The sequence below is a fragment of the Solwaraspora sp. WMMA2101 genome, from assembly GCF_049179175.1.
Lineage (GTDB): Bacteria > Actinomycetota > Actinomycetes > Mycobacteriales > Micromonosporaceae > Micromonospora_E.
Window position 1 is genome coordinate 4,008,455 of record NZ_JBMHMA010000006.1, and the last position, 21,478, is coordinate 4,029,932.

Annotated in this window: 18 protein-coding genes, 1 tRNA gene and 1 pseudogene; 18 read left to right on the forward strand and 2 right to left on the reverse strand. The window is 71.5% G+C overall.

Annotation, left to right across the window (positions count from 1 at the left end; genetic code table 11):
• Nucleotides 1-79 precede the first annotated feature (79 nt).
• On the forward strand, nt 80-262 hold the full coding sequence (locus tag ACN28F_RS19110; protein WP_421359016.1) for a hypothetical protein: 183 nt from the start codon (nt 80-82) through the stop codon (nt 260-262).
• The gene (locus tag ACN28F_RS19115; RefSeq protein WP_421359018.1) at nt 255-1,124 is read left to right on the forward strand and encodes an NAD(P)H-binding protein; all 870 of its coding nucleotides are present in this window, start codon (nt 255-257) and stop codon (nt 1,122-1,124) included. The genes ACN28F_RS19110 and ACN28F_RS19115 overlap by 8 nt, the downstream gene beginning before the upstream one ends.
• Nucleotides 1,125-1,257: 133 nt before the next feature.
• Here the strand turns inward: ACN28F_RS19115 and ACN28F_RS19120 are convergent, their stop codons facing one another.
• Nucleotides 1,258-2,295 carry a glucose 1-dehydrogenase gene (locus ACN28F_RS19120; protein WP_289209294.1) on the reverse strand — a complete coding sequence of 346 codons (1,038 nt, stop codon included), beginning with the start codon at nt 2,293-2,295 and terminating at the stop codon, nt 1,258-1,260.
• A gap of 149 nt (nt 2,296-2,444) precedes the next feature.
• Here ACN28F_RS19120 and ACN28F_RS19125 point away from each other — a divergent pair, with 149 nt between their 5' ends.
• From ACN28F_RS19125 to ACN28F_RS19185, 13 genes and pseudogenes are all read left to right on the forward strand, one after another.
• Entirely contained in the window at nt 2,445-2,795 is a 351-nt protein-coding gene (locus ACN28F_RS19125) for a YciI family protein (RefSeq protein WP_421359021.1), read from the forward strand.
• Nucleotides 2,796-2,829: 34 nt separating this feature from the next.
• The gene (locus ACN28F_RS19130) at nt 2,830-4,098 is read left to right on the forward strand and encodes an RNA polymerase sigma factor (RefSeq protein ID WP_421359023.1); all 1,269 of its coding nucleotides are present in this window, start codon (nt 2,830-2,832) and stop codon (nt 4,096-4,098) included.
• A gap of 10 nt (nt 4,099-4,108) precedes the next feature.
• Nucleotides 4,109-4,735 carry an NADH-quinone oxidoreductase subunit C gene (locus ACN28F_RS19135; protein ID WP_421359025.1) on the forward strand — a complete coding sequence of 209 codons (627 nt, stop codon included), beginning with the start codon at nt 4,109-4,111 and terminating at the stop codon, nt 4,733-4,735.
• Nucleotides 4,735-5,700 (forward strand): NADH-quinone oxidoreductase subunit NuoH, encoded by a 966-nt coding sequence (gene nuoH, locus ACN28F_RS19140; RefSeq protein ID WP_289209298.1) that lies wholly within the window; start codon nt 4,735-4,737, stop codon nt 5,698-5,700. Before ACN28F_RS19135 ends, nuoH begins: the two co-directional genes overlap by 1 nt.
• The gene (locus ACN28F_RS19145) at nt 5,697-7,358 is read left to right on the forward strand and encodes a hypothetical protein (RefSeq protein ID WP_421359027.1); all 1,662 of its coding nucleotides are present in this window, start codon (nt 5,697-5,699) and stop codon (nt 7,356-7,358) included. The genes nuoH and ACN28F_RS19145 overlap by 4 nt, the downstream gene beginning before the upstream one ends.
• Before the next feature lie 253 nt (nt 7,359-7,611).
• Nucleotides 7,612-8,178, forward strand: a complete 567-nt coding sequence (locus ACN28F_RS19150; RefSeq protein ID WP_421359029.1) for a NuoI/complex I 23 kDa subunit family protein — start codon at nt 7,612-7,614, stop codon at nt 8,176-8,178.
• On the forward strand, nt 8,175-8,696 hold the full coding sequence (locus ACN28F_RS19155) for an NADH-quinone oxidoreductase subunit J (protein ID WP_289209301.1): 522 nt from the start codon (nt 8,175-8,177) through the stop codon (nt 8,694-8,696). Before ACN28F_RS19150 ends, ACN28F_RS19155 begins: the two co-directional genes overlap by 4 nt.
• Entirely contained in the window at nt 8,696-9,052 is a 357-nt protein-coding gene (gene nuoK, locus ACN28F_RS19160) for an NADH-quinone oxidoreductase subunit NuoK (protein ID WP_421359031.1), read from the forward strand. Before ACN28F_RS19155 ends, nuoK begins: the two co-directional genes overlap by 1 nt.
• A 14-nt stretch (nt 9,053-9,066) precedes the next feature.
• Nucleotides 9,067-10,833 (forward strand): annotated as a pseudogene (locus ACN28F_RS19165) (NADH-quinone oxidoreductase subunit L); the annotation flags it as partial.
• A 137-nt stretch (nt 10,834-10,970) separates the two neighbouring features.
• A complete protein-coding gene (locus ACN28F_RS19170) occupies nt 10,971-12,524 on the forward strand; it encodes a complex I subunit 4 family protein (RefSeq protein WP_289210819.1) in 1,554 nt (517 codons plus the stop codon).
• Nucleotides 12,521-14,092, forward strand: a complete 1,572-nt coding sequence (locus ACN28F_RS19175; RefSeq protein ID WP_421359033.1) for an NADH-quinone oxidoreductase subunit N — start codon at nt 12,521-12,523, stop codon at nt 14,090-14,092. The genes ACN28F_RS19170 and ACN28F_RS19175 overlap by 4 nt, the downstream gene beginning before the upstream one ends.
• Before the next feature lie 126 nt (nt 14,093-14,218).
• Complete coding sequence (gene htpX, locus ACN28F_RS19180; protein WP_421359035.1) at nt 14,219-15,094, forward strand: zinc metalloprotease HtpX; 876 nt, start codon at nt 14,219-14,221, stop codon at nt 15,092-15,094.
• Nucleotides 15,095-15,296: 202 nt separating this feature from the next.
• Nucleotides 15,297-16,601 carry an MFS transporter gene (locus tag ACN28F_RS19185; protein WP_421359037.1) on the forward strand — a complete coding sequence of 435 codons (1,305 nt, stop codon included), beginning with the start codon at nt 15,297-15,299 and terminating at the stop codon, nt 16,599-16,601.
• Between the two features lie 72 nt (nt 16,602-16,673).
• Here ACN28F_RS19185 and ACN28F_RS19190 read toward each other — a convergent pair whose 3' ends face one another.
• Nucleotides 16,674-17,168 (reverse strand): YajQ family cyclic di-GMP-binding protein, encoded by a 495-nt coding sequence (locus ACN28F_RS19190; RefSeq protein ID WP_421359039.1) that lies wholly within the window; start codon nt 17,166-17,168, stop codon nt 16,674-16,676.
• A 148-nt stretch (nt 17,169-17,316) separates the two neighbouring features.
• On the opposite strand from ACN28F_RS19190, the gene ACN28F_RS19195 reads away from it, so the two are divergent.
• The 3 genes from ACN28F_RS19195 to ACN28F_RS19205 all read left to right on the forward strand — a co-directional run bounded on the left by ACN28F_RS19195 (nt 17,317) and on the right by ACN28F_RS19205 (nt 21,467).
• Nucleotides 17,317-17,400, forward strand: a tRNA-Tyr gene (locus ACN28F_RS19195).
• Nucleotides 17,401-18,714: 1,314 nt separating this feature from the next.
• Nucleotides 18,715-18,915 carry a hypothetical protein gene (locus ACN28F_RS19200; protein WP_289209306.1) on the forward strand — a complete coding sequence of 67 codons (201 nt, stop codon included), beginning with the start codon at nt 18,715-18,717 and terminating at the stop codon, nt 18,913-18,915.
• A gap of 26 nt (nt 18,916-18,941) precedes the next feature.
• Nucleotides 18,942-21,467 carry a putative bifunctional diguanylate cyclase/phosphodiesterase gene (locus ACN28F_RS19205; RefSeq protein WP_421359041.1) on the forward strand — a complete coding sequence of 842 codons (2,526 nt, stop codon included), beginning with the start codon at nt 18,942-18,944 and terminating at the stop codon, nt 21,465-21,467.
• The last annotated feature ends 11 nt before the right edge of the window (nt 21,468-21,478 follow it).

Here is a 21,478-nt window from a genome sequence, read left to right on the forward strand (position 1 = left end):
TCGCCCCGCCTCGCTTATCCGGACCGACGGTCCGTATAGTTGATCCGGACCGACAGTCCGCATCATAGAAGGAGGCGCCGTGACCGAAGCGCACAACCCTACCGTCAGCCCCGCCGCTCAGCTGCTGCACCGCTGCGTCGACCAACTGATCGCCAAGGACATGCCCGGCTTCCTCGCACACTGGCACGACGATGCGGTCGCCGAGTTCCCGTTCCCTCCACCCGGCCCCGCCGCCGTGACCCCGGCGGGCACCGATGTCTGACGCTGATCAGCGGACCGTCCTGGTCACCGGGGCGACCGGCAACATCGGCCGGCACATCGTCGCCACCCTCGCCGCAGCCGGCCACCCGGTGCGGGCCGCCAGCCGGCACCGCCCCACCGACCCGGCCGCCGCCACCAGCCACGTCCCCTTCGACTGGCACGACCCGGCCACCCACCAGCCTGCCGTCGACGGCGTCCACGCCGTCTACCTGATGCCGCCGCCGGCCAGCGCCGACCCAGTCGGCCAGGTCGGCGCGTTCCTCGACCTGGCCCAGGACGCCGGCGTACGCCGGATCGTGCTGCTCAGCTCATCGGCGGTCCGCACCGGCGACCCCGGCCCCGGCCAACTGCACGCCACCATCGCCGACCGGCTCCCGCAGTGGACGGTGCTGCGCCCGTCCTGGTTCATGCATAACTTCGTCGGCGCGCACCCGCACGCGCACAGCATCCTGCGCGACGGCGAGATCGTCACCGCCACCGGCGACGGCCGGGTCGGCTTCATCGACGCCGCCGACATCGCCGCCGTCGCCGTACGGGCCCTGACCGACCCGACCCCGCACAACGCCGAGCACCTGCTCACCGGCCCGCAGACGCACAGCTACGCCGACGTCGCCGCGATGATCAGCGAGGTCAGCGGCCGGCCGGTCCGGCACCGTACGGTCGACGTCGCCACGATGCGGCACCGGCTCGCCGGCTTCGGCATCCCGGACGGCTTCGCCGCCCTGCTCGCCGGCATGGACGCGGCCATCGCCGCCGGCTCCGAGGACCGGACCACCAGTACGGTCGCCGACGTCACCGGCCGGGCACCGACCAGCCTGCGCGACTTCTGCACCGCCCACGCCGCCCACTGGCGGCCGATCTGAGCTGTCGGCCCGCGGTGCGGATCGCCGTTTTCTACACCACATACCTTATGGTCGACGCTTAACGTGTGTGGTGTAGAAAACGGCGAGAGTGGATCACCCCAGCAAGACCAGCCCGGCGCTGCGGGCGCTGCTGTCAGAACTCGATGACGGTCTTGATGCCGCCCTGCTCGGCGTACGCCTGGGCGTAGTCGTCCAGGCCGTACCGGTGGGTGATCATGCCCATCAGCCAGTCGTGGTCGGCGCGGGCCAGCGCATCCGCCGCCTGCCGCCAGTGCCGCCGGTTGGCGTTGACCGTGCCGAAAATGACGTTGTTCTTCAACACCAGGCAGCGGTTCAGCTCGTTGAGATCCAACTCGACGTGGTGGGCACTCGCGTTGATCCCGGTCAGGCAGCCGACGCCGTTCGGGGCCAGCTTGCCGAATACGTCGTGCACCACCGGCGGCGCACCCGTGCACTCGATGATCACGTCCGGGTCGAAGTCCAGCTCCGCCACCGGCACCGTGTGGTACGTCGCACCCAGCCGCCGGGCCAGCTCCGGCTTCGGCCCGGACGTGCCGCGCGCCAACACGTGCGTCTCCAGGCCACGTTGCACACTCAGCAGCGCCGCCAGCAGGCCGATCGGGCCGGCCCCGGTGACCAGCACCCGCTGCGGCGCCCAGAACCCCCGCGCACCGATCCGGTCGACGTGGTCCCACGCCTTCGCCACCACACTCGTCGGCTCCAGCAGCACCCCCGCCAGCCCCAGCTCCGGGCGCAACGCCACCACGTACTCGGCGGGAGCCCGCCAGCGTTGCCGGCCGAACCCGTCGACGCCCTTGATCCCACACTCGGTGTACCGGCCGTTGCTGCACAGATCCCACTCGCCGGCCGCGCAGTACGGGCACGGCACCGGATCGCGGTGCCGGACGATCCCGGCGACCAGGTCACCCGGCTGCATCGTGCCGGTCGGGTCCTCGATCACCCGCCCCAGCGACTCGTGGCCGATCACCAGATCGTCCCGCCCGTCCGGCGGCTCGCCGTAGTCACCGGCAAGGATTTCCGAATCCGTACCGCAGATGCCGACCGCGACCGCCTCGACCAGCACCTCGCCCTCGTCGCGCGACGGCTCCGGCGCGTCGTCGACGAGCCGCAGCGAATCGGCCTTGCCCGGGGTGACAGTCAATGCGCGCATACGCGGAGAGTTCCCCGCCCGGCGGAAGCTACACCGCGAAAGACGAGCCCGAAATCTCGGTGGAGCGTGTCGGATCGAGACGGCAGCGTTCGTAGTAGGGGTGAGCGCCGGCCCGAGGGGCGGCCACCCGACGACAGGAGACGATCCCGATGGTGCAGTACCTGATGTCCGTTCTGACTGATTCGACCGACCTCGCCACCGAGCCGGAGATGGCCGCGATCGGTGCCTTCAACGAGCAGCTCAAGACCGACGGCCACTGGGTCTTCGCCGGCGGCCTCGCCGCACCTGACACGGCAACGGTCGTCGACGGCCGGGCCGGGTCGGCGTGGCCGGACACCGAGCCGGTGTTCACCGACGGGCCCTACCTGGAGTCGAAGGAGTGGATCGCCGGCTTCTGGATCATCGAAGCCCCGCACCTGGACGTGGCGTTGCGGCTCGCCGCCCTGGGCTCGAAGCACTGCAACCGCCGGGTCGAGCTCCGGCCGTTGCTGGGCGGATGAGCGGGCGGGTCAGCCGGATGAGTGACGCAGCCGGATGAGTGACGTCGACGAGGTGATCACCCGGGTCCATCGTGCACAGTGGGCCCGGGTCGTCGCCACCCTGGTCGCGCGCTTCGGTGACCTCGACATCGCCGAAGAGATGGCCGCCGAGGCGTTCGCGACCGCCGTCGAGCGCTGGCCGGTCGACGGCGTCCCGCCGAACCCGGGCGGGTGGCTCACCACCACCGCCCACCGCAAGGCCATCGACCGGTTACGGCGCGAGGCCCGGCGCGCGGCGAAACACCGGGAGGCGCTGATGCTGTCCGATCCCACTGACCTGTTCGGCACCGCTGCCCCGCCCGGCGGTGCCATCGACGACGACCGGCTCCGCCTCGTTTTCACCTGCTGCCATCCGGCTCTCGCCATGCCGGCCCGGGTCGCGTTGACGCTGCGGATGGTCGGCGGGCTCACCGTGCCCGAGATCGCCCGCGCCTTCCTGGTCGGCGAGGCCGCGATGGGCCGGCGGATCACCCGGGCGAAAGAGAAAATCAAAGCCGCGAAGATTCCGTACGGCGTGCCGTCGCCGGCGGACGTGCCGGCCCGGGTCACCGGCGTGCTCGCCGTCCTCTACCTGATCTTCAACGAGGGCTACCTGAGCTCCAACCCGGAGCAGGACGCGATCCGCGGCGACCTGACCGCCGAGGCGATCCGGCTGACCCGGCTGGTCCATGCCCTGCTGCCAGCCGACGGGCCGACCGACCGTGCGGCCGACGGCGAGGCTGCTGGTGAGGCCGCCGGACTGCTGGCGTTGATGCTGCTCACCGAGGCTCGCCGGGCCGCCAGGGTGTCGGCCGGTGGTGCGCTCGTCCCCCTCGACCAGCAGGACCGTCGCGCCTGGGGCCGCGAGCTGATCGCCGAAGGCCACGCCCTGGTCCGCGCCCGCCTCGCCAGCGGCCAGCCACCGGGCCGCTACCAGCTCCTCGCCGCGATCAACGCCGTCCACACCGACGCCCGCGATGCCCGGGACACCGACTGGTCGCAGATCGTCGCCCTCTACGACCAGCTGACCCGCCTCGACCCGTCGCCGATCGTACGGCTCAACCGGGCGATCGCCGTCGCCGAACTCGACGGCCCACAGGTCGCCCTGGCCCAGGTGGACACTCTGCCGCTGCAGGGCTACCACGCCTTCCACGCCACCCGCGCCGAGCTGCTGCGCCGGCTGGGCCGAGGCGAAGCGGCGCGGGCCGCGTACGACCAGGCCATCGCGCTGGCCGGCAACACCGCCGAGACGGCGTACCTCACCCGGCGCCGCGACCAGCCTTAGGATCAGTGGCATGACCCCGGAGGAGATCGGCGCTCATCTGGTCACCCTGCTGGAACAGTCGGGCCTGACCCACGGTGTCACCGCAACGGTCTCCGCAGGCGGGGGCGCCTACGCGCGGGCCACCATCGACGTACCGGTCGACAGGTGGCCGGCCGCGCTGCGCACCGCCCGCGACGACACCGACCTCGCGTGCGACTTCTTCGACTGGCTGTCCGCCGTCGACGAACTCGACGCCGGGTTCGCCATCGTCGCCCACCTGTGGTCGGTCCGGCACCGGCACGGCGTACTGCTGCGGACCAGGGTGCCCCGCGACAACCCGCAGCTGCCCAGCGTCGTCGACGTCTTCCCCGGCGCCGACTGGCACGAGCGGGAAACCCACGAAATGTTCGGCATCGACTTCACCGGCCACCCCAACCTGACCCCGCTGCTGCTGCCACCCCAGTTCGAAGGCCACCCGCTGCGCAAGGAGTTCGTCCTCGCCTCCCGGGTCGCGAAACCGTGGCCGGGCGCGAAAGAACCCGGCGAGCCCGGCGGCGGCGGAGCCAAACGCGCCCCGATGCGGCCACCGGGCGTACCGCTGCCGACCGAATGGGGTCCGCAGGCCGCCAAAGCCAACCCCGACGGAGGTACGGCCTGATGCCGCTCTGGCTGGAGTTGACGATCCGGGTCGGTGCCGTCGTCGTCGCGTTCCTCACCCTGCCGCTGCTCGTCGGACAGATGGAACACAAGGCGATGGCCCACATGCAGGGCCGGCTCGGCCCGATGTACGCCGGTGGGTTCCACGGCTGGGCGCAACTCGTCGCCGACGGCGTCAAGTTCGTGCAGAAAGAGGACATCACCCCACGCGCCGCTGACCGGCCGGTGTTCCGGCTCGCCCCGGCGATCGCCCTCGTGCCGTACCTGCTGGTCCTGCTCGTCATCCCACTCGGGCCGAACGACCTCGTCGGCCAGCCGCTCGACGTCGGCCTGTTCTTCGTCCTGGCCGTGATGGGCGTCGGCGTCGTCGCCGTGCTGATGGCCGCCTGGGCGTCGGCCAACAAGTACAGCCTGCTCGGCGGGCTACGCGGCGCCGCCCAACTGCTCGCCTACGAACTGCCGCTGGTGCTCGCCGCCGCCAGCGTCGCCATGGCCGCCGGCACCCTGTCCCTGTCCGGCATCGTCGAGGCGTGGCAGCCGTGGTGGCTGATCTGGCAGGCCCCCGCCCTGGTCGTGTTCTTCCTCGCCGGGATGGCCGAGATCCGCCGCCCCCCGTTCGACATGCCGATCGCCGACAGCGAACTCGTCTTCGGCTACCTCACCGAGTACACCGGGCTGCGGTTCGCGTTCTTCCTGCTCGCCGAGTACGCCGGCATCGTCGTCATCGCCGCGCTGACCACCGTGCTGTTCCTCGGCGGCTGGCACGGGCCGTTCGGCGTCGACCAGCTCGGCTGGCTGTGGACGCTGCTGAAGGTGTTCGCCGTCGCGTTCGTCATCATCTGGATCCGGGTGTCGTTTCCTCGACTACGGGAAGACCAGTTACAACGGTTGTGCTGGCTCGGACTGGTTCCGCTCGCCCTGGCCCAACTGGTGCTGACCGCCGGGGTCAAGGTCGCCATCGGATGACCCGGCAGACGTCCGGGTTCACCCTCCCGCGCGTCGCCCCCGGGCTCGTCCCCAACGCCCTGCTCGCCGTGGCGCTCGCCGTCGGCGCGGCCGGCCAGGTCCGCGTCTGGGCCGCCGGCACCTGGCTGTGGAACGACGAGACCGCCATCGCCATCAACCTGCGGCGCGGCTTCCTCGCCCTCACCCGGGGCCTGGAGTTCCAGCAGGTCGCCCCGGTCGGCTGGCTCTGGCTGGAAAAATCCCTGCTGTACGCCTTCGGCGCCGACGAACGCGTCCTGCGGCTGCCGTCCCTGCTCGGCATGCTCACCGTCCTGGCGTTGACGGCGGTCATCACCCACCGGGCGGTCGGCCGGTGGGCGGCCCTCGCCGCGACCGCGTCGATCGCCGTCGCGCCGATGATCCTGACCTACGTCGGCGAACTCAAGCAGTACGCCGTCGAAGCCGCCGTCGCCCTGGCGGTGCTCCTGGCCACCGACGCGGCGGCCCGCACCCGCCGGGTGCGTACCGTGCTGCCGCTGGTCGGCTGGGTGGCGGCCACCCTCGTCGCGGTCTTCGTCAGCCTGACCGCCGTACTCGCCCTGGCCGGTGCCGTCGCCGGAGCCACCCTGGTGACAGCGGTACGCCGCCGCTGGCGCGACACGCTGCTGCTCGCCGTCGGCGCGCTGCCGGCCGCCGCGTTCGCCGCCTGGCTGATCCACCGCCGCCGCCAGTACCCGTTCATGCCCGGCCAGGCCGACTACTTCGTCGGCGGCACCCCGCCGGCCGGGTCCGGGCCGGCCGAGATCCTCGCCTGGCTGCCGCAGATGTGGACCGGATTCGTCACCGTCACCCTGCAGTGGCGGTACCCGCTGCTGATCCTGGCGCTCACCCTGGCCGGGGTCGCGGCACTGGTGCGGCGGGGCCGGCCACAGTACGCCGCCATGCTCGGCGGCGTACTGCTGATGGCGGTGCTGGCGGCGGCGGTCCGCGGCCTGCCGCTGGCCGACCGGGTCGCCACCTGGCTGATCGCCCCCACGGTGATCCTGGTCGTCGCCGGCGCGGACGGCTGCGTACGGGCGCTCCGGTGGGCGCTCCGGCGGGCCGGCCGCCGGCTCGTCCTGGCCCCGGCCGTCGGGGCAGCGCTGCTGGTCGGCGCGGTGCTGGTGCCGGTCGCGGTGCTGCCGGTGGTCGCCGCCCCGGCGGCCCAGGCCGCGTACCGGCAGGTGCGCGAACCCCGGGTCAAGGACGCCGGGCCGGGCGCGCTCGTCGACGTCGCCCGGCAGGTCCGACCCGGCGACGTGGTGCTGGTCTACTGGTTCAGCTACCGGATGGTCCAGTGGTACGGGCCGCAGTACGGGATCGCGCCGCGCACCGTCCGGCTCTACCCGCCCGGCCACGGCAGCTGCGACCCGCAGCGGCTCGCCGAATGGCTCGGCGACGCCCGCCGCGTCTGGTACGTGCACGGGCGCAACCTCAGCGGCGAGCCCCGCGACTACCCGGACCGCGTCGCCGCCGCGCTCGCCGCGCAGGGCACCGTCGCGGCGGTACGCCGATTCCCCGCCGACCGCAACTCCGGCTCCACGGCGGCGTGGGTGCTGGTCGACCTGACAGCCGGACCCGACCCGCACCCGCCGGCCGTCGAACCCAGCGCCGACTTCCACTGCCTCGGCCGCTGGTGACGCGCCCACCCGCGCGGCACCTCGAGTGGCTCCACGTAGCGCGGCGCGGTGCGGTGCGGCGCGGTGCGGCGGACAGGTATTGCGCATCGCGAGTATTCCTCAGAGGAATAATTATTCCTCTGAGGAATACCGCTCAGAAACGTGCCTGCCTCCGGTGCCGTGCCGTGCCGTGCCGTGCGGGGCGCCGGTCCCCATCGTCGATCGGTGAGATCAGGTGCTCGCGTGGGCGGGCCGGATTCGGCAGGATGAGCACATGGACGGACACGGCGAGGGACTGCTGAAAGGTCTGGCGACCACGTTCAAGACGATGGTCAGCCCGACGCACACCCAGCAGTACCCGGACGTCGCGCCGGAGTTGCCGCCGCGCACCCGTGGCGTGATCGCGCTGCTCGCCGAGAACTGCACCGTCTGCATGCTCTGCGCCCGGGAATGCCCCGACTGGTGCATCTACATCGACTCGCACAAGGAGGAGGTGTCGGTGCCGGGCGCGGCCCGGGCCCGGCAGCGCAACGTGCTGGACCGGTTCGACATCGACTTCTCGCTCTGCATGTACTGCGGCATCTGCATCGAAGTGTGCCCGTTCGACGCGCTCTACTGGTCACCGGAGTTCGAGTACGCCGAGTACGACATCCGTGACCTGCTGCACGACAAGGAGCACCTCGGCGAGTGGCTGGCCAGCGTACCGCCGCCACCGGCGCACGACCCGAACGGCGAACCGGCCAAGGAGGAGACGGCCGCCGCCCGCAAGACCGCCGGCCCCGGCGCTGGCGCTGGCCCCGGCCGCGCCACCGGCCCCGGACCTGGCAGGGCCCGCGCGTGACCGGTACGGACGTCCTGCTGCTCGCCCTCGGCGCGGTCGCCGTCGGCGCCGGTGCCCTGGTGGTGAGCACCCGGCACATCGTCCGCGCCGGGCTGTACCTGGTCGCCTGCCTCGGCGCGGTCGCCGGTCTCTACCTGGTGCTCGCCGCCGAACTCGTCGCCTGGGTGCAGGTGCTGATCTACGTCGGCGCGGTCGTCGTACTGCTGCTGTTCGCGGTGATGCTGACCCGGGCACCGATCGGGGCCGCCACCGACCTGGACCGGCCCGGCTGGCCGGCCGCGCTGATCGGCGGCGGCGCCGGGCTGGGCCTGGCCGCGTTGTTCGTCGACGCGTACCGCTGGTCCAGCGTGGAACTGCCGGCCGCCGGCACCGCCGACCGCCTCGGTACGGTGATCTTCGGCAGCTGGGTGCTGCCGTTCGAGGTGCTGTCGGTGCTGCTGCTGTCCGCGCTGATCGGCGCGATCGTGCTGTCGCGCCCCGACGTCGGCGCGGCACCCCGATCAGGTGGCGGCAGCTGATGCGCCCGGTCATCCCGTACGTCGTCGCCGCCGCGCTGTTCGGCCTCGGCGTGTACGGCGTGCTGCGCCGCCGCAACGCCGTCCTGCTGCTGATGTCGGTCGAGTTGATGCTCAACGCCGTCAACCTGGTGCTGGTCACCGCCGACAGCACGGTCCGCGCCGCGTTGCCACACACCGGGCAGACGTTCGCCCTGTTCATCATCGTGATCGCCGCCGCCGAGATCGGCGTCGGGCTGGCCATCGTGCTGCACCTGTACCGGCTACGGGCCAGCGTCGTCGTCGACGACGTCCCACTCGGCGACGACACCGACGACCGTGGCGCTGCCGACGACGCCGTGCGGGAGGTGCGACGGTGACCACCACCCGCCACCGGGTCGCTGCCGTCCTCGGCGTCGGCGGGGCAGCACTGGCCCTGGCCGCCGCCGTCACCCTGCTGGCCGCCGGCGCGCCGACCGTGGACGTGTCCCGGTCGTGGATCGACTTCGGCGGGCTCGCCGTCACGCTCGGCGTACGGCTCGACGGCCCCGCCGCCCTGCTCGCCGTCGCGGTCGCCGCGGTCGCGTTGGCCGTCCAGCTGTACTCCGTCGCCTACCTGGCCGACGACGAGCGCTACCCGACGTACGTCGCCCAGGTCAGCCTCTTCACCGCCGCGATGCTGCTGGTCGTCGTCGCCGGTGACCTGATCATGCTGCTGATCGGCTGGGAGGTGATGGGCGCCTGCTCGTACCTGCTGATCGCCCACGACCGACGGCTGCCCGAGGCCCCGGCGGCGGCCATGAAGGCGTTCCTGGTCACCCGCGTCGGCGACGTCGGATTCCTGCTCGGCGTCGCGGTGCTCGGCGTCGGTGCCGGCAGCTTCCGGATCGCCGACGTGCTCGCCCACGACTACCCGCCGGCGACGGTCACCACGGCGGCGCTGCTGCTGCTCGCCGGGGTGGCCGGCAAGAGCGCCCAGTTCCCGCTGCACACCTGGCTGCCGGACGCGATGGCCGGCCCGACGCCGATCTCCGCGCTGATCCACGCCGCGACGATGGTCGCCGCCGGGGTGTACGTGACCGTCCGGCTCTACCCGATCTTCGTCGCCGCCCCGGCCGCGTTGGTGGTGCTCGGCGTACTCGGCGTCGTCACCCTGCTGCTCGGCGCGTTCGCGGCGACCGCCGCCGACGACATCAAACGGGTCCTGGCCTGGTCGACGGTCTCCCAGCTGGGCTACATGACCGGCGCGTTGGCCGTCGGCTCCCCGCCGGCCGCCCTGTTCCACCTGCTCACCCACGCCGCGTTCAAGGCGCTGCTGTTCCTCGCCGCCGGCTGCGTCATCCACGCCGTCGGCAGCAACCTGATGTCGGCGATGGGCGGGCTGCGTCGGCCGATGCCGGTCACCTTCGCCGCCACGGCGGTCGGGCTGGGGGCACTTGCCGGGCTGCCGCCGCTGGCCGGCTTCTGGAGCAAGGAGAGCGTTCTGTACGCGGCCTCCCATGCGGCCAGGCATCCCGGTGACGGGCCGGCTCCAGCGTGGCTGGGCTGGCTGGTCTGGACCGCCGGGCTGGTCGGGGTGGCGGTCACCGCCTGGTACGCCACCCGGCTGCTGCTGCGTACCTTCTTCGGGCCGTCTCGGCTGCCCGCCGGCGCCCACCCGCACGACCCGCCGGCGTTGATGCGTTGGCCGGTGCTGGCGTTGACGGTGCCGGCGGCGCTGCTCGGCCTGGCCGCGTTCAGCCCTACCGTCGCCGGCTGGCTCGGGGCCACCACCCCGGGTTACCTGGTCCATGGCGGCGTCGACCTGGTGCTGCCGCTGCTGCTGCTGGCAGTGGGTGTCGGCGCGGCGGTGTGGCTGCACCGGCGGGATCCCGCCGCCGATCCGGCCACGGTGGCGCTGGGGCCGCTGCGGCCGGCGTTTGTGGCGGCGTTCTGGCTGGACGCGGTGCAGCGGGCTTTGGTGGTCCGCCCCGTCGTGGCGTTGGCGGGGATGGCCAGGGTCGGCGACGAAAGGGGCGTGGGCGGGGCGGTGAACGGCGTAGGTAAGGGTGTACTGGGGCTGGGGGGGATCCTGGGCCGCCGGTTCGCCGGCCCGCTGCCGTTGGCGGTGACCCTGGTGTTGGCCGGTGTCCTGCTGCTCGCCCTCGTCACCGCCGCCCTCACCCTGCTCACCTCCCCGCCCACCTCCTCGACGATCTTGCAGTTATCGAGAGGATTTGTCTACTTTGTCCAACGATAACTGCAAGATCGTCGGGATCTTGAGGGGAGGCGGGCGCTGCCGTGTACGCCGATGACGCGATGACGGCGGGGCAGCTCGCCCTGCTGGCCGTACTGATCCTGCCGGCGCTGGGGGCGCTGCTGGTGGTGGCCCTGCCGCTATGGGGCGACAGAGCAGCGAGGCTGCTGGGCACCGGCGTCGCGGCGGTGACAGTGCTGGCCAGCCTGCCGCTACTGGGAGATCCGGCCGGGGCGGGCTGGTTCGCGTACGGGTCACCGCTGGACGGCCCACCCGGGGTGCTGCCCTGGCACCAGCTGGACCTGCCCTGGGTGCCGGCCCTGGACCTACGGTTCCACATTGGTGTCGACGGCATCTCGTACCCGCTGGTGCTGCTCACCACCGTGCTGACGCTGCTCTGCTGCGCGTACACCGTCTGGCGGGTGCCGCACTCCCGCAACGGGCGGACGTTGGTCGCGTTGCTGCTGGTCGTCGAGGTCGGCATCATCGGCACCTTCCTCGCCCTCGACCTGGTGCTGTTCTTCGTCTTCTTCGAGGTCGTGCTGCTGCCGATGTACGCGATCATCGCCGGCTGGGGCGGCACAAAGGACCAGGCCGACGGGGGCGCGCACCGGCGGGCGGCGACGAAGTTCGCCGTCTACACCCTGGCCGGGTCGGTGCTGCTGCTCGTCGGCGTGGTGACCGTGGTGACCGCCGCCGGCACCGCCGACCTGACTGTGCTCACCGGCGGCGCCGACCTCACCAGGCGCACCCAGTTGGCGGCGTTCACGCTGCTGGCGCTGGCCTTCGCGGTCAAGGCCCCGCTCTGGCCGCTGCACAGCTGGCTGCCCGACGCGCACAGCCAGGCACCCACCGTCGGCAGCGTGATCCTCGCCGGGGTACTGCTCAAAATGGGCACGTACGGGCTGATTCGGGTCGCCGTCGGCGTCGCCCCGGAAGGTGCCAGGTGGGCCGCCCCGGTGCTCGGGACCCTCGCCGTCGCCGCGATCATCGTCGGATCCCTGGTGTGCCTGGCGCAGACCGAACTGAAACGGCTGATCGCCTACTCCAGCGTCGGTCACATGGGGTTCGTGCTGCTCGGCGTCGCCACGCTCAGCGCCACCGGCATCCAGGCCGCCCTGATCGGCAACATCGCCCACGGCGTCATCACCGGGCTGCTGTTCTTCCTCGCCGGGGCGGTCAAGGACCGCTACCACACCGGTGAACTGGCCGACCTCGGCGGACTGCGGGAACAGGCACCGGCACTGTCCGGGCTGCTCGGCTACGCCGCGCTCGCCTCGCTCGGCCTGCCCGGCCTGGCCGGCTTCTGGGGTGAGGCGTTCGCCGTCGTCGCCGCCTGGCAGCGCGGCGGACCACTGTGGATCACCCTGGCGGTGGTGGCGGCGATCGGGGCGGCGCTGACCGCCGCGTACCTGCTGCGGATGCTGCGCCGGGTCACCCACGGCCCGGCCGGCCCGGCGCTGCGGGCCGCCGGCCCGGCGGCGGCGATCAGCCGCGCCGAGGCGCTGGTCTGGGCGCCGCTGGTGGTGGCGGCACTGGCCATCGGACTGGTGCCGACGCTGGTGCTCGGCGTCGCCGAGGTGCCGGTGGACGTGCTGCTGGAGGTGATCCGGTGATCGGCGAACCCGCAGCACAGTCGGTCGACCATGTGGCGCTGCTGCCGGCGTACGTGGCGGCGCTGACCGCCGTCGCCGTCCTGCTGGTCGACCTGTTCGCCGCCCGCCGGGCGGCCACCGTGGCGACGGCGACGGTGGGGGCCGTCGCGGTCGGCGTCGCCGCGTCGGTGGCGCTGGGCCGACCGACCCGGGCCACCTTCTGCGGTACGCCGTCCGGGGTGCCCGGCGAGGACGGCTTCGCCTGCTCGTACGTAGCCGACCACCGGGCCGCCCTGGTCGCGCTGCTGTTCGCCGCGCTGACCGTCGGGGTGCTGGCCCTGTCGGCGCCGACGCTGCGGGCCCGCGCGGTGCCGGTCGGGGAGTACTGCTTCCTGCTGGCCTGTTCGATGACCGGCGGTGTGGTGCTCGGCGCCGCCGGCGACCTGATCACCCTGATCGTGGCGGTGGAGACGCTGACCCTGCCGCTGTACATCCTGGTCGGGCTGCACCGGCAGCGGGTCGCCTCGGCCGAGTCGGCGGTGAGTTTCTTCGTCGTCAGTGTGGTCGCCACGGCGGTGGCGCTGCTCGGCGCGGCACTGCTGTACGCCGCGTACGGCGCGGTGCACCTGGACCTGCTCGCCGGCGCCAGCGGCCTGGCCGAGCCGGCGGGTCCGGCCGGTACGGTCGTCGGCGGCTCGGCCGACGGGCAGGCCCGGCTGGCCCGGGTCGGCCTGGTGCTGCTGCTGACCGGGCTGGCGTTCAAGGTGGCGGCGGTGCCGCTGCACGCCTGGGCGCCGAAGACCTACGACGGTGCGCCGGTGCCGGTCGCCGCGTACCTGTCGACCGCGTCGAAGCTCGGCGGTGTCGTGGCGATCGTCGCCGTCGTCGCCGAGGGGCTCACCCCGCAGCTGGCCACCTCCGGGCCGGTGCTGGCGGTGCTGGCGGTGGCGACGATGACGGTCGGCAACCTGGTGGCGCTGCGGCAGCGGCGGATGGTGCGGCTGCTGGCCTGGTCGTCGATCGCGCAGGCCGGCTACATCCTGGTGCCGCTGGCGGCGGCCGCCGGGCTGGCCGGGCGGGGCGTCGAGGAGCGGGCGGTGGCGGTCGCGGCGGTCTTCGCGTACACCGTTTTCTTCGTGGTGTTGGAGCTGGCGGCGTTCGCGGCGGTGGTGGCGTTGCGGCCGGCGGCCGGCGACGGCGGCACGATCGCCGAGTACGCGGGCGCTGCCCGGCGGCGGCCGTGGGTCGGTGCGGCGCTGGTGTTCGCGCTGATCGGGCTGGCGGGTCTGCCGCCCGGCCTGGCCGGCCTGTTCGCGAAGGTGGCGGTGGTCCGGTCGCTGCTGGTCGGCGGGGCCGGCGTTCTGGCGTTGGTGGTGGCGGCGAACGCGGTGCTCGGCCTGGTCTACTACCTGCGGGTCAGTGCCACGCTGTACGCCCGACCGGCAGTGATGCCGAGCGACGACGGCGCGCCGGCGGTGCCCGGCGGCCCGGTGGCGTGGCCGGTCGCGGTGGCCCTGGCGGTGGCGACGATTGTGGCGGTAGTGATCGGTTTCGCCCCGCAAGTGGTGTTTGACGTCGTCGCAGGCTGACCGAAAACTTTGCCGCCGACTCTTGATTCCCAGTCAACTCTCAGCTATTGGCGGATGGATCGCGGGTATCTGGACGTTGCACCTGCCGTGGGGTCTTACCGACGACCCGGTGGAGAAGGAGTCAACGTGCACAGCCACCACAACGGTCTCAAGACGGCAGCCCTGCTCGGCCTGCTCACCGCCATGATCCTCGGCGTGGGCTACTGGTTCGGCGGCAGCGGCGGCCTGATCATCGCCGTCGGCGTCTCGCTGGCGATGAACGCCGGCACCTACTTCTGGTCCGACAGGATCGCGCTGCGGTCGATGCGGGCCCGGCCCGTCAGCGAAGCGGAGTTCCCGGCGCTCTACCAGATGGTCCGCGAGCTGGCGGTCGAGGCCGGCCAGCCGATGCCCCGGCTGTACGTCAGCCCGACCATGCAGCCGAACGCCTTCGCGACCGGCCGCAACCCGGCCAACGCCGCGGTCTGCGTCACCCAGGGGATCGTGCAGATCCTCGACTACCGCGAACTGCGCGGCGTCATCGGTCACGAACTGTCCCACGTCTACAACCGCGACATTCTGATCTCCAGCGTCGCGGCGTCGCTCGCCGGCATCGTCACCATGCTGGCGCACCTGGCGTGGTTCCTGCCGTTCGGTGGCGGGGACGACGAGGAGGGCGCCAACCCGTTGGCGCTGCTCGGCATGCTGATCCTCGGCCCCCTGGCCGCGTCGATCATCCAGCTGGCGATCAGCCGCAACCGCGAGTACCAGGCGGACGCGTCCGGCGCCGCCCTGACCCGCGACCCGCTCGCGCTGGCCAGCGCCCTGCGCAAGATTCACATGGGTACGCAACGGATGCCGTTGCCGGCCGAGGGCCAGCTCGCCAGCTCGGCCCACCTGATGATCGACAACCCGCTGCGCAAGGGCGGGTTCGCCGCGCTGTTCTCCACCCACCCGCCGATGGAGCAGCGGGTTGCCCGGCTGGAGCAGCTGGCGTACGCCGGTCCGGTGTCGCGCCGCTGACACCGCCCCACGCGCCGGCCTGGTCGAGCCGGTCGCTGACCGCTCTCTGTGATCGGATTCGCACCCCTGGCCGAGGAAATCGGCTGGGGGTGCGACCGGTTCGGCGTTAGGGTCGGCAGGTCGACCACCCGTTACCTGTGGTCGGCCCGCCGACCACGAGGTTCACCGCCGTCGGTGCCACCCGCAACACTGAGGAGGCCCGGTGGGCGGGCTACGTAAATATGCCGAAGTCTGGCGGATCCCCGGCGGCCCCACCCTGCTGCTGGCCGGCGTCATCGGCCGACTCAGCATCGGCATGACCCCGCTCGCCCTGCTCCTGGCGATCAGCGACGTCACCGGAAAATACTCCCTCGCCGCCGTCGCCGGCGGCATCTATGCCGTCGCCGGTGCGGTCGTCAGCCCGGTCGCCGGACGCCTCGCCGACCGGTTCGGCCCCACCCCGGTGCTGCTGACCACCGGCATCGCGCACCCAGTTGCCCTGGTCGGCCTGCTGTTCACCATCCGTGCCGACGCCCCGATCCTGCTGCTGTACGCGATGGCCGGCCTCGCCGGCGCCAGCTATCCGCCGCTGAGCGCCGCCATCCGGGGCGCCTGGACCCACCTGACCGACCCGGCCAGCGGCCGGTACGCACTGCGTAACACCGCGCTCGCCGCCGAGACGACCATCTTCGAGTTCGTCTTCGTGATCGGCCCACTGCTGGTCGCCGCCTCGGTGGTGCTCGCCGACGCCTCCGCCGCGCTGCTCGCCGCCGCCGTACTGACCCTGGCCGGCACCACCGCCGTGGCCCTCGGCACCGCCATGCGCTCGTGGCGGCCGCAGCCCACCGGCACCCACACCCGAGGGCTCGGCCCGCTGCGGGTACCCGGCTTTCCGGCGCTGCTGCTCTGCGTCGCCGGTCTCGGCATCGCGTTCGGCACCGCCGGGGTCGCCGTGCCGGCGTACGTGACCGCGCACGCCGCATCTGCGGCGTCCTCCGCTGCCGCTGCCGCCTCAGCTGACGACGGTGGCCGGCTGGCCGGGATCCTGCTGGCCATCTGGGCGATCGGCAGCGCCTCCGGGGGCATCTACTTCGGCACCCGCCGGCCGGCCCTCGACGCCACCCGCCAGTTCGCCTGGTTGCTCGCCGCCGTCGCTGCCAGCTTCATCGTATACGCCGTGATGCCGCACCCGTTGGCGTTGGGCGTGGCACTGGTGCTCGGCGGCGCGGTGATCGCCCCGGCCCTGACCGTCGAGAACACGATGGTCGGCCGGATCGCCCCGGTCGGCATGCTGAACGAGGCGTACACCTGGGTAGCGACGATGGCGGTCGGGTTCAGCGCGGCCGGCGGCGCGGTCGCCGGGGTGCTCGTCGACGGGCGGGGCGGGCCGCCGGCGGCGTTCCTGTTCGCCGGTGCCGCCGTCGCGGTGGCGGCGACGGTCGCCGCCTGGCCGGCCGGGCCGATCCGCCGGGCTGAAACACGCTCGGCGGCCGACCCCGACCGGGTGCTGCTGAGCGAGACGGTCTGAGCATCCCGGCCTGATGCGGCCCCGGGCAGCGGCCCCGGGCAGCGGCCCGGCCCGTCGTCAGCCGGCCTCAGCTCACCGGTAGTTGGTGAACTGCAGGGCGATGCCGAAGTCCTCCGCCTTGAGCAGCGCGATCACGGCCTGCAGGTCGTCGCGCTTCTTGCCGGTCACCCGCAGCTGGTCGCCCTGGATCTGCGCCTGGACGCCCTTGGGCCCCTCGTCGCGGATCTTCTTGCTGATCGCCTTGGCCTTGTCGGACTCGATACCCTGGATGATCTTGCAGTCGATCTTGTAGACCTTGCCGGACGACCGTGCGTCACCGGCGTCCAGCGACTTCAGCGAGATGTTCCGCTTGACCAGCTTCTCCTTGAAGACCTCCAGGCTGGCCTTGACCCGCTCCTCGGTCTCCGCCTGCAGGGAGACCGCCTCCTCGCCGGCCCAGGCGATCTCCGCCCCGGTGCCACGGAAGTCGAAGCGGGTGGACAGCTCCTTCTCGGTCTGCCGGAGGGCGTTGTCGATCTCCTGCCGGTCGACCTTGCTGACGATGTCGAACGACGGGTTGGCTGCCATGATGATCTGCTCCTGCCAGTGCGGGTCTGGACGGTGGCTCGGACGTGACCGAGCGGTGGACTCCCGCCGACCGTACCCGGTTGCGGGAACGCCCGGTGATGCCGCTATCCTTTCCTGCGTTGCCTCGCGCGCCGAGGCGGCACGCCCTGGCGGGTTGCCCGAGCGGCCAATGGGAGCGGACTGTAAATCCGTCGCGAAAGCTACAGAGGTTCGAATCCTCTACCCGCCACCAGGCGCACCAACAGCCCTTGACCTGCACTAACAGGTCAAGGGCTGTTGTCGTACGGCCGGCGTGTCGTCCCGCCCGGTCCCGCCACTTCCAGCCGTCAGCGGGGTTCACGGGTGCAAGTCGGTCCCGTTCTCGGACCGGCGAGGCAGCCGGAAGGCCATGGATGGCGTCGCGGGTCCTGGCCCGGGTGTACGCCGACTGCGTCGACGGCGGGGACGACGGCATGAACGACAAGATCGCCAACGTGCTCGGATGATGCGCGTGCGTCGCCGTGTCACACTCCGGTTGGGCCCGCAACGCTCGGTATCGCGGCGGCCTGATCCCGGCCGCTGTCGTCGCGTGTGCCACCTGGAGCGCAACCTTCGCCGGCTTCTCCGAGGTGCCGTCGCTCTATCAGGGCGGTATGTCGGTGCTTGCCGCCCTCCTGGCAGGTTGGGTGCACTGGTTCAGTGGCTCGAACGAGGACCGCCACGGGCGGCGGTACGTCGGGTCGTCTCAAAAGAAGACCTAGCAATTTGCTACGTCGCAGATTCACTATCGGCGGGTGACCGGCTCGGGTGGGTCGTCCGCCGTGGGCGGATGGTGGGCGAGACTGCAAGGACTGCACAGGTCGGCCCGGCGGGGAGGCGGAGCACCAGGTCGTGACCCTGGGGGCCTCCCGGTGAGCTGGGGACCTGGCCGGTGAGCTGGGGACCTGGCTGGTGCCAGCGCGGCGTGGTAGGTCCACGTAATCCGCTGGGATGCTGGGGGCGGAGTGCCGGTTTCGGGCTCATCGTGCCGTTCGGGCTGCGATTTCCGAACCGACGAGTAGCCGCCGTCACCGAGCTGTAACCGAAAGAGCCCCTGCTGAGTTGCCCCTAGGGCTTAGCGTCGAGAACTGGCGACGGGGCGTGTCGATGGTGCCACTGGTCCGGGCTGCGTACCTGCATCTCAGTTAATAGTCGTATAAATTACGTGATAAATACTTCTTTTACTGAATCGGATTAAATCCGACATGTCGGTCGACGCAAAGTGCTCACTTCCCTTGACTCTGCCACCGTTTACGGTACTGATCGTGGCAATGCCGTGACGTCCACGCCAACCCGGAGTTATCTACCAGCGGCCGGCCTGACCTGCGACGGGACGAATGCCCCCGAGGAAAGCCGCCGCTAAGGTTCTCCTCGTCCGATTGGCTAGGATGGGCGGTGCTGAAGGTGCAGGCCGACCGCGTCAACCTACCCTTGGTGCCGTCCGGTGTGGCACCATCAGTCTCTGCCCCCTCAATCGCGTAAGTCATTCGCCTCCTGGACGGGAGTCTGTAACATGCGTGGACACACGATGGGCCGCCGGCTCGGCAGGGTCGTCGCGGTCGTCGCACTAGGGATTGCTGTCTCGTTCACCACGGGGACCGCCGCCCAGGCCGCTTACGCCTGGGTCACGGTCGGTGACGAAGTGCCGGTGGTCTTGCCGGTGGACAAGCCTGACTACAACGACTCGATCGATGCGCCGGTCTCGCTCTACGACTTCAGTTGGAACTGAACTGGACCTGACATCGAGGGAGTCGAGTGCCTAGGCCACAGGCTGCGGGGCGGCATTCGTCGGAGCGGGCGTGGTACGTAACCGGCCCGCTCGCTCTGACGGCGGTCCTTATTTCTGTGGCCATAGGCCTCAGTCACCCGGCCCCAACCGGTGACTGGCTTCTCGGGCTCCTTTTTCTCGGGCTGTTCGTCGCTGCGCACGCGACACTCGTTCTCTTCGAGGTGCGTCGGCAGTCGTTCACCCTGAACATCGGTGAGATTCCGTTTCTTCTGGGGCTGTTCTTTCTCCCGCCACTGACCTTGATTATCGGGCGCGTCATCGCGGCGGTCATTGGCCACATGATGCGCCGGCAGCCGCCCGTCAAGTTGTGGTTCAACGTGGCGAACGTCGCTGCGGGAACATCGATCGCCACGGCGATTGTCGTGAACGCCAGAGTGCTCGAAGCGGCGCAGCCGCACACCTGGCTGACGCTGGTGGGCGCGATGGCGGCCAACCAGGTCATCACGCTGGTGGCCGTCCTCGTGGTCATCACGCTGGTGCAGGGGCGGCTCTCCACAAGGGAGATCACCACCACCAGTGTCCCCGGCCTCATCGTCGCGTTCATCAACACCACGTTCGGCCTGGTGGTCCTGATCCTGCTCGCCCAGAGCCAGTGGGCGCTGGTGCTGCTGGTCGCCCTGATCACCTCCTTCGTGCTGGCGTACCGCTCCTATGCCCAGTCGCTGCGCCAGAATCGGACCCTGTCCGAGATCTATGCGTTGACCAGGGCGATCGCCGACACTCCGCACGATGGCACCATCTCCGATGTCCTGCTCAAACGGGTCCGCGAGGTCCTGCAGGCCGAGTACGCGACGCTGTGGTTGCCGAAACAGGGCCGCTATCCGGAGGTGCTGCTCTCCGCGACCGCGGACGGGCAGGGGCTGGTCGACACGGCCGGCGCGCCGCACGTCCTGCGGGAACACGTGTTCGCCACCGGCGCGTCGCTCGCCGTCGGCGGGAAGTTCGGCGACAGTCAGTTCGGTGACGCGCTGCGGGAATGGGGGACCAGGAACGCGGTCGTCGTGCCATTGCGGGCCGGTTCGTTGGTGATCGGCTGCCTCGAGGTCAGTGGCCGGCTCGGCGACTCCGCGCATTTCCTGCCGGGCGACGTGACGCTGCTGGAGGCCATCGCCGGGCACGCCGCGGTCGCGGTGGAGAACTCCCGGCTGGTCGACCGGCTGCGCTACGACGCGGCCCACGACGGGTTGACCCGGCTGGCCAACCGTCGTCGGCTGACCGCGGCCCTCGACGAGTCGGTGGCCATCCGCGCACCGGGTGAGGTCGTCGCGGTCCTGCTCTTCGACGTCGACGGTCTGCGCCAGGTCAACGAGTCCCTCGGGCACGCCGCCGGGGACAAGGTCCTCGTCGAGGTCGCCCGTCGGCTGCGGGCACACGTGCCGTCGTCGGCTCTGATCGGCCGCAGCGGCGGCGACGAGTTCGTCGTCACGCTCCGGATGGAGAGCATCGAGGCGGCCGTACAGCTGGCCACCGAGCTGCGTGACCAGATCCGCGACCAGATGGTCTTCGGCGCCCTGACCCTGGACGTCGACACCGTCGCCGGGGTGGCGGTGCATCCGGACCACGGCAGTGACGCGGCGACGCTGCTGCAGCGGGCGGACCTGGCGGCGACGGCGGCGAAGTCCATCCCCGGCGGGGTCCAGCTGTTCAACCCGGCACTGGAGTCCCGGTCGGTCCGCCGGCTCGGGCTCGCCGGCGACCTTCGGACGGCGCTGGACGAGGCGCAGCTGGAGGTCTACTACCAGCCGAAGGTGACGCTGCACGGCCGCCGGTTGGTCGGCGTCGAGTGTCTGACCCGCTGGGAGCATCCGACGCACGGGTCGGTCGCGCCGGAGGATTTCGTGGCGGTCGCCGAACACACCGGCCAGCTCGGCCGGCTGACCGAGTTCGTGCTGCGGGAAGGGCTGCGGCGCAGCCGGGAGTGGCAGATCGGCCAGCAGCCACTGCCGGTGGCGGTGAACCTCTCTGCCCGGACCCTGACCGATCCGGAGTTCCCGGAGCTGGTCCGGGCGTTGCTCGAGGAGCAGCAGGTCTCGCCGGAGCTGTTGACCCTGGAGATCGCCGAGGCGGGGGTGCTCGACGGCACCGACCGTCCGATGCCTTCCCTGCGTCGGCTGCGTGACCTGGGGGTACGCCTGTCGGTGGACGACTTCGGCACCGGCTACACGTCGTTGGCGCATCTGCGGCGGCTGCCGGTGCACGAGGTCAAGGTCGACCGTTCGTTCGTCCAGGGGATGGCGACCGACCCCGGCGACCTGGCCATCGTGAACGCGGTGGTGACCCTGTCGCAGCAGTTCGGGCTGACCGTGGTCGCCGAGGGTGTGGAGAGCGAGCTGACGCTGGAGCTGCTGCAGGACATCGGCTGCCAGGTCGGCCAGGGGTTCCTGTTCAGCCGGCCGCTGCCGTACGAGCGGTTGGCCGCCTGGTACGAGGCCCAGGCGGACCCGGAGACGCTGCAGTCCAGCGAGGTCCGTCGGCTGCGGGCCGTGCCCTGACCTGCAGATCC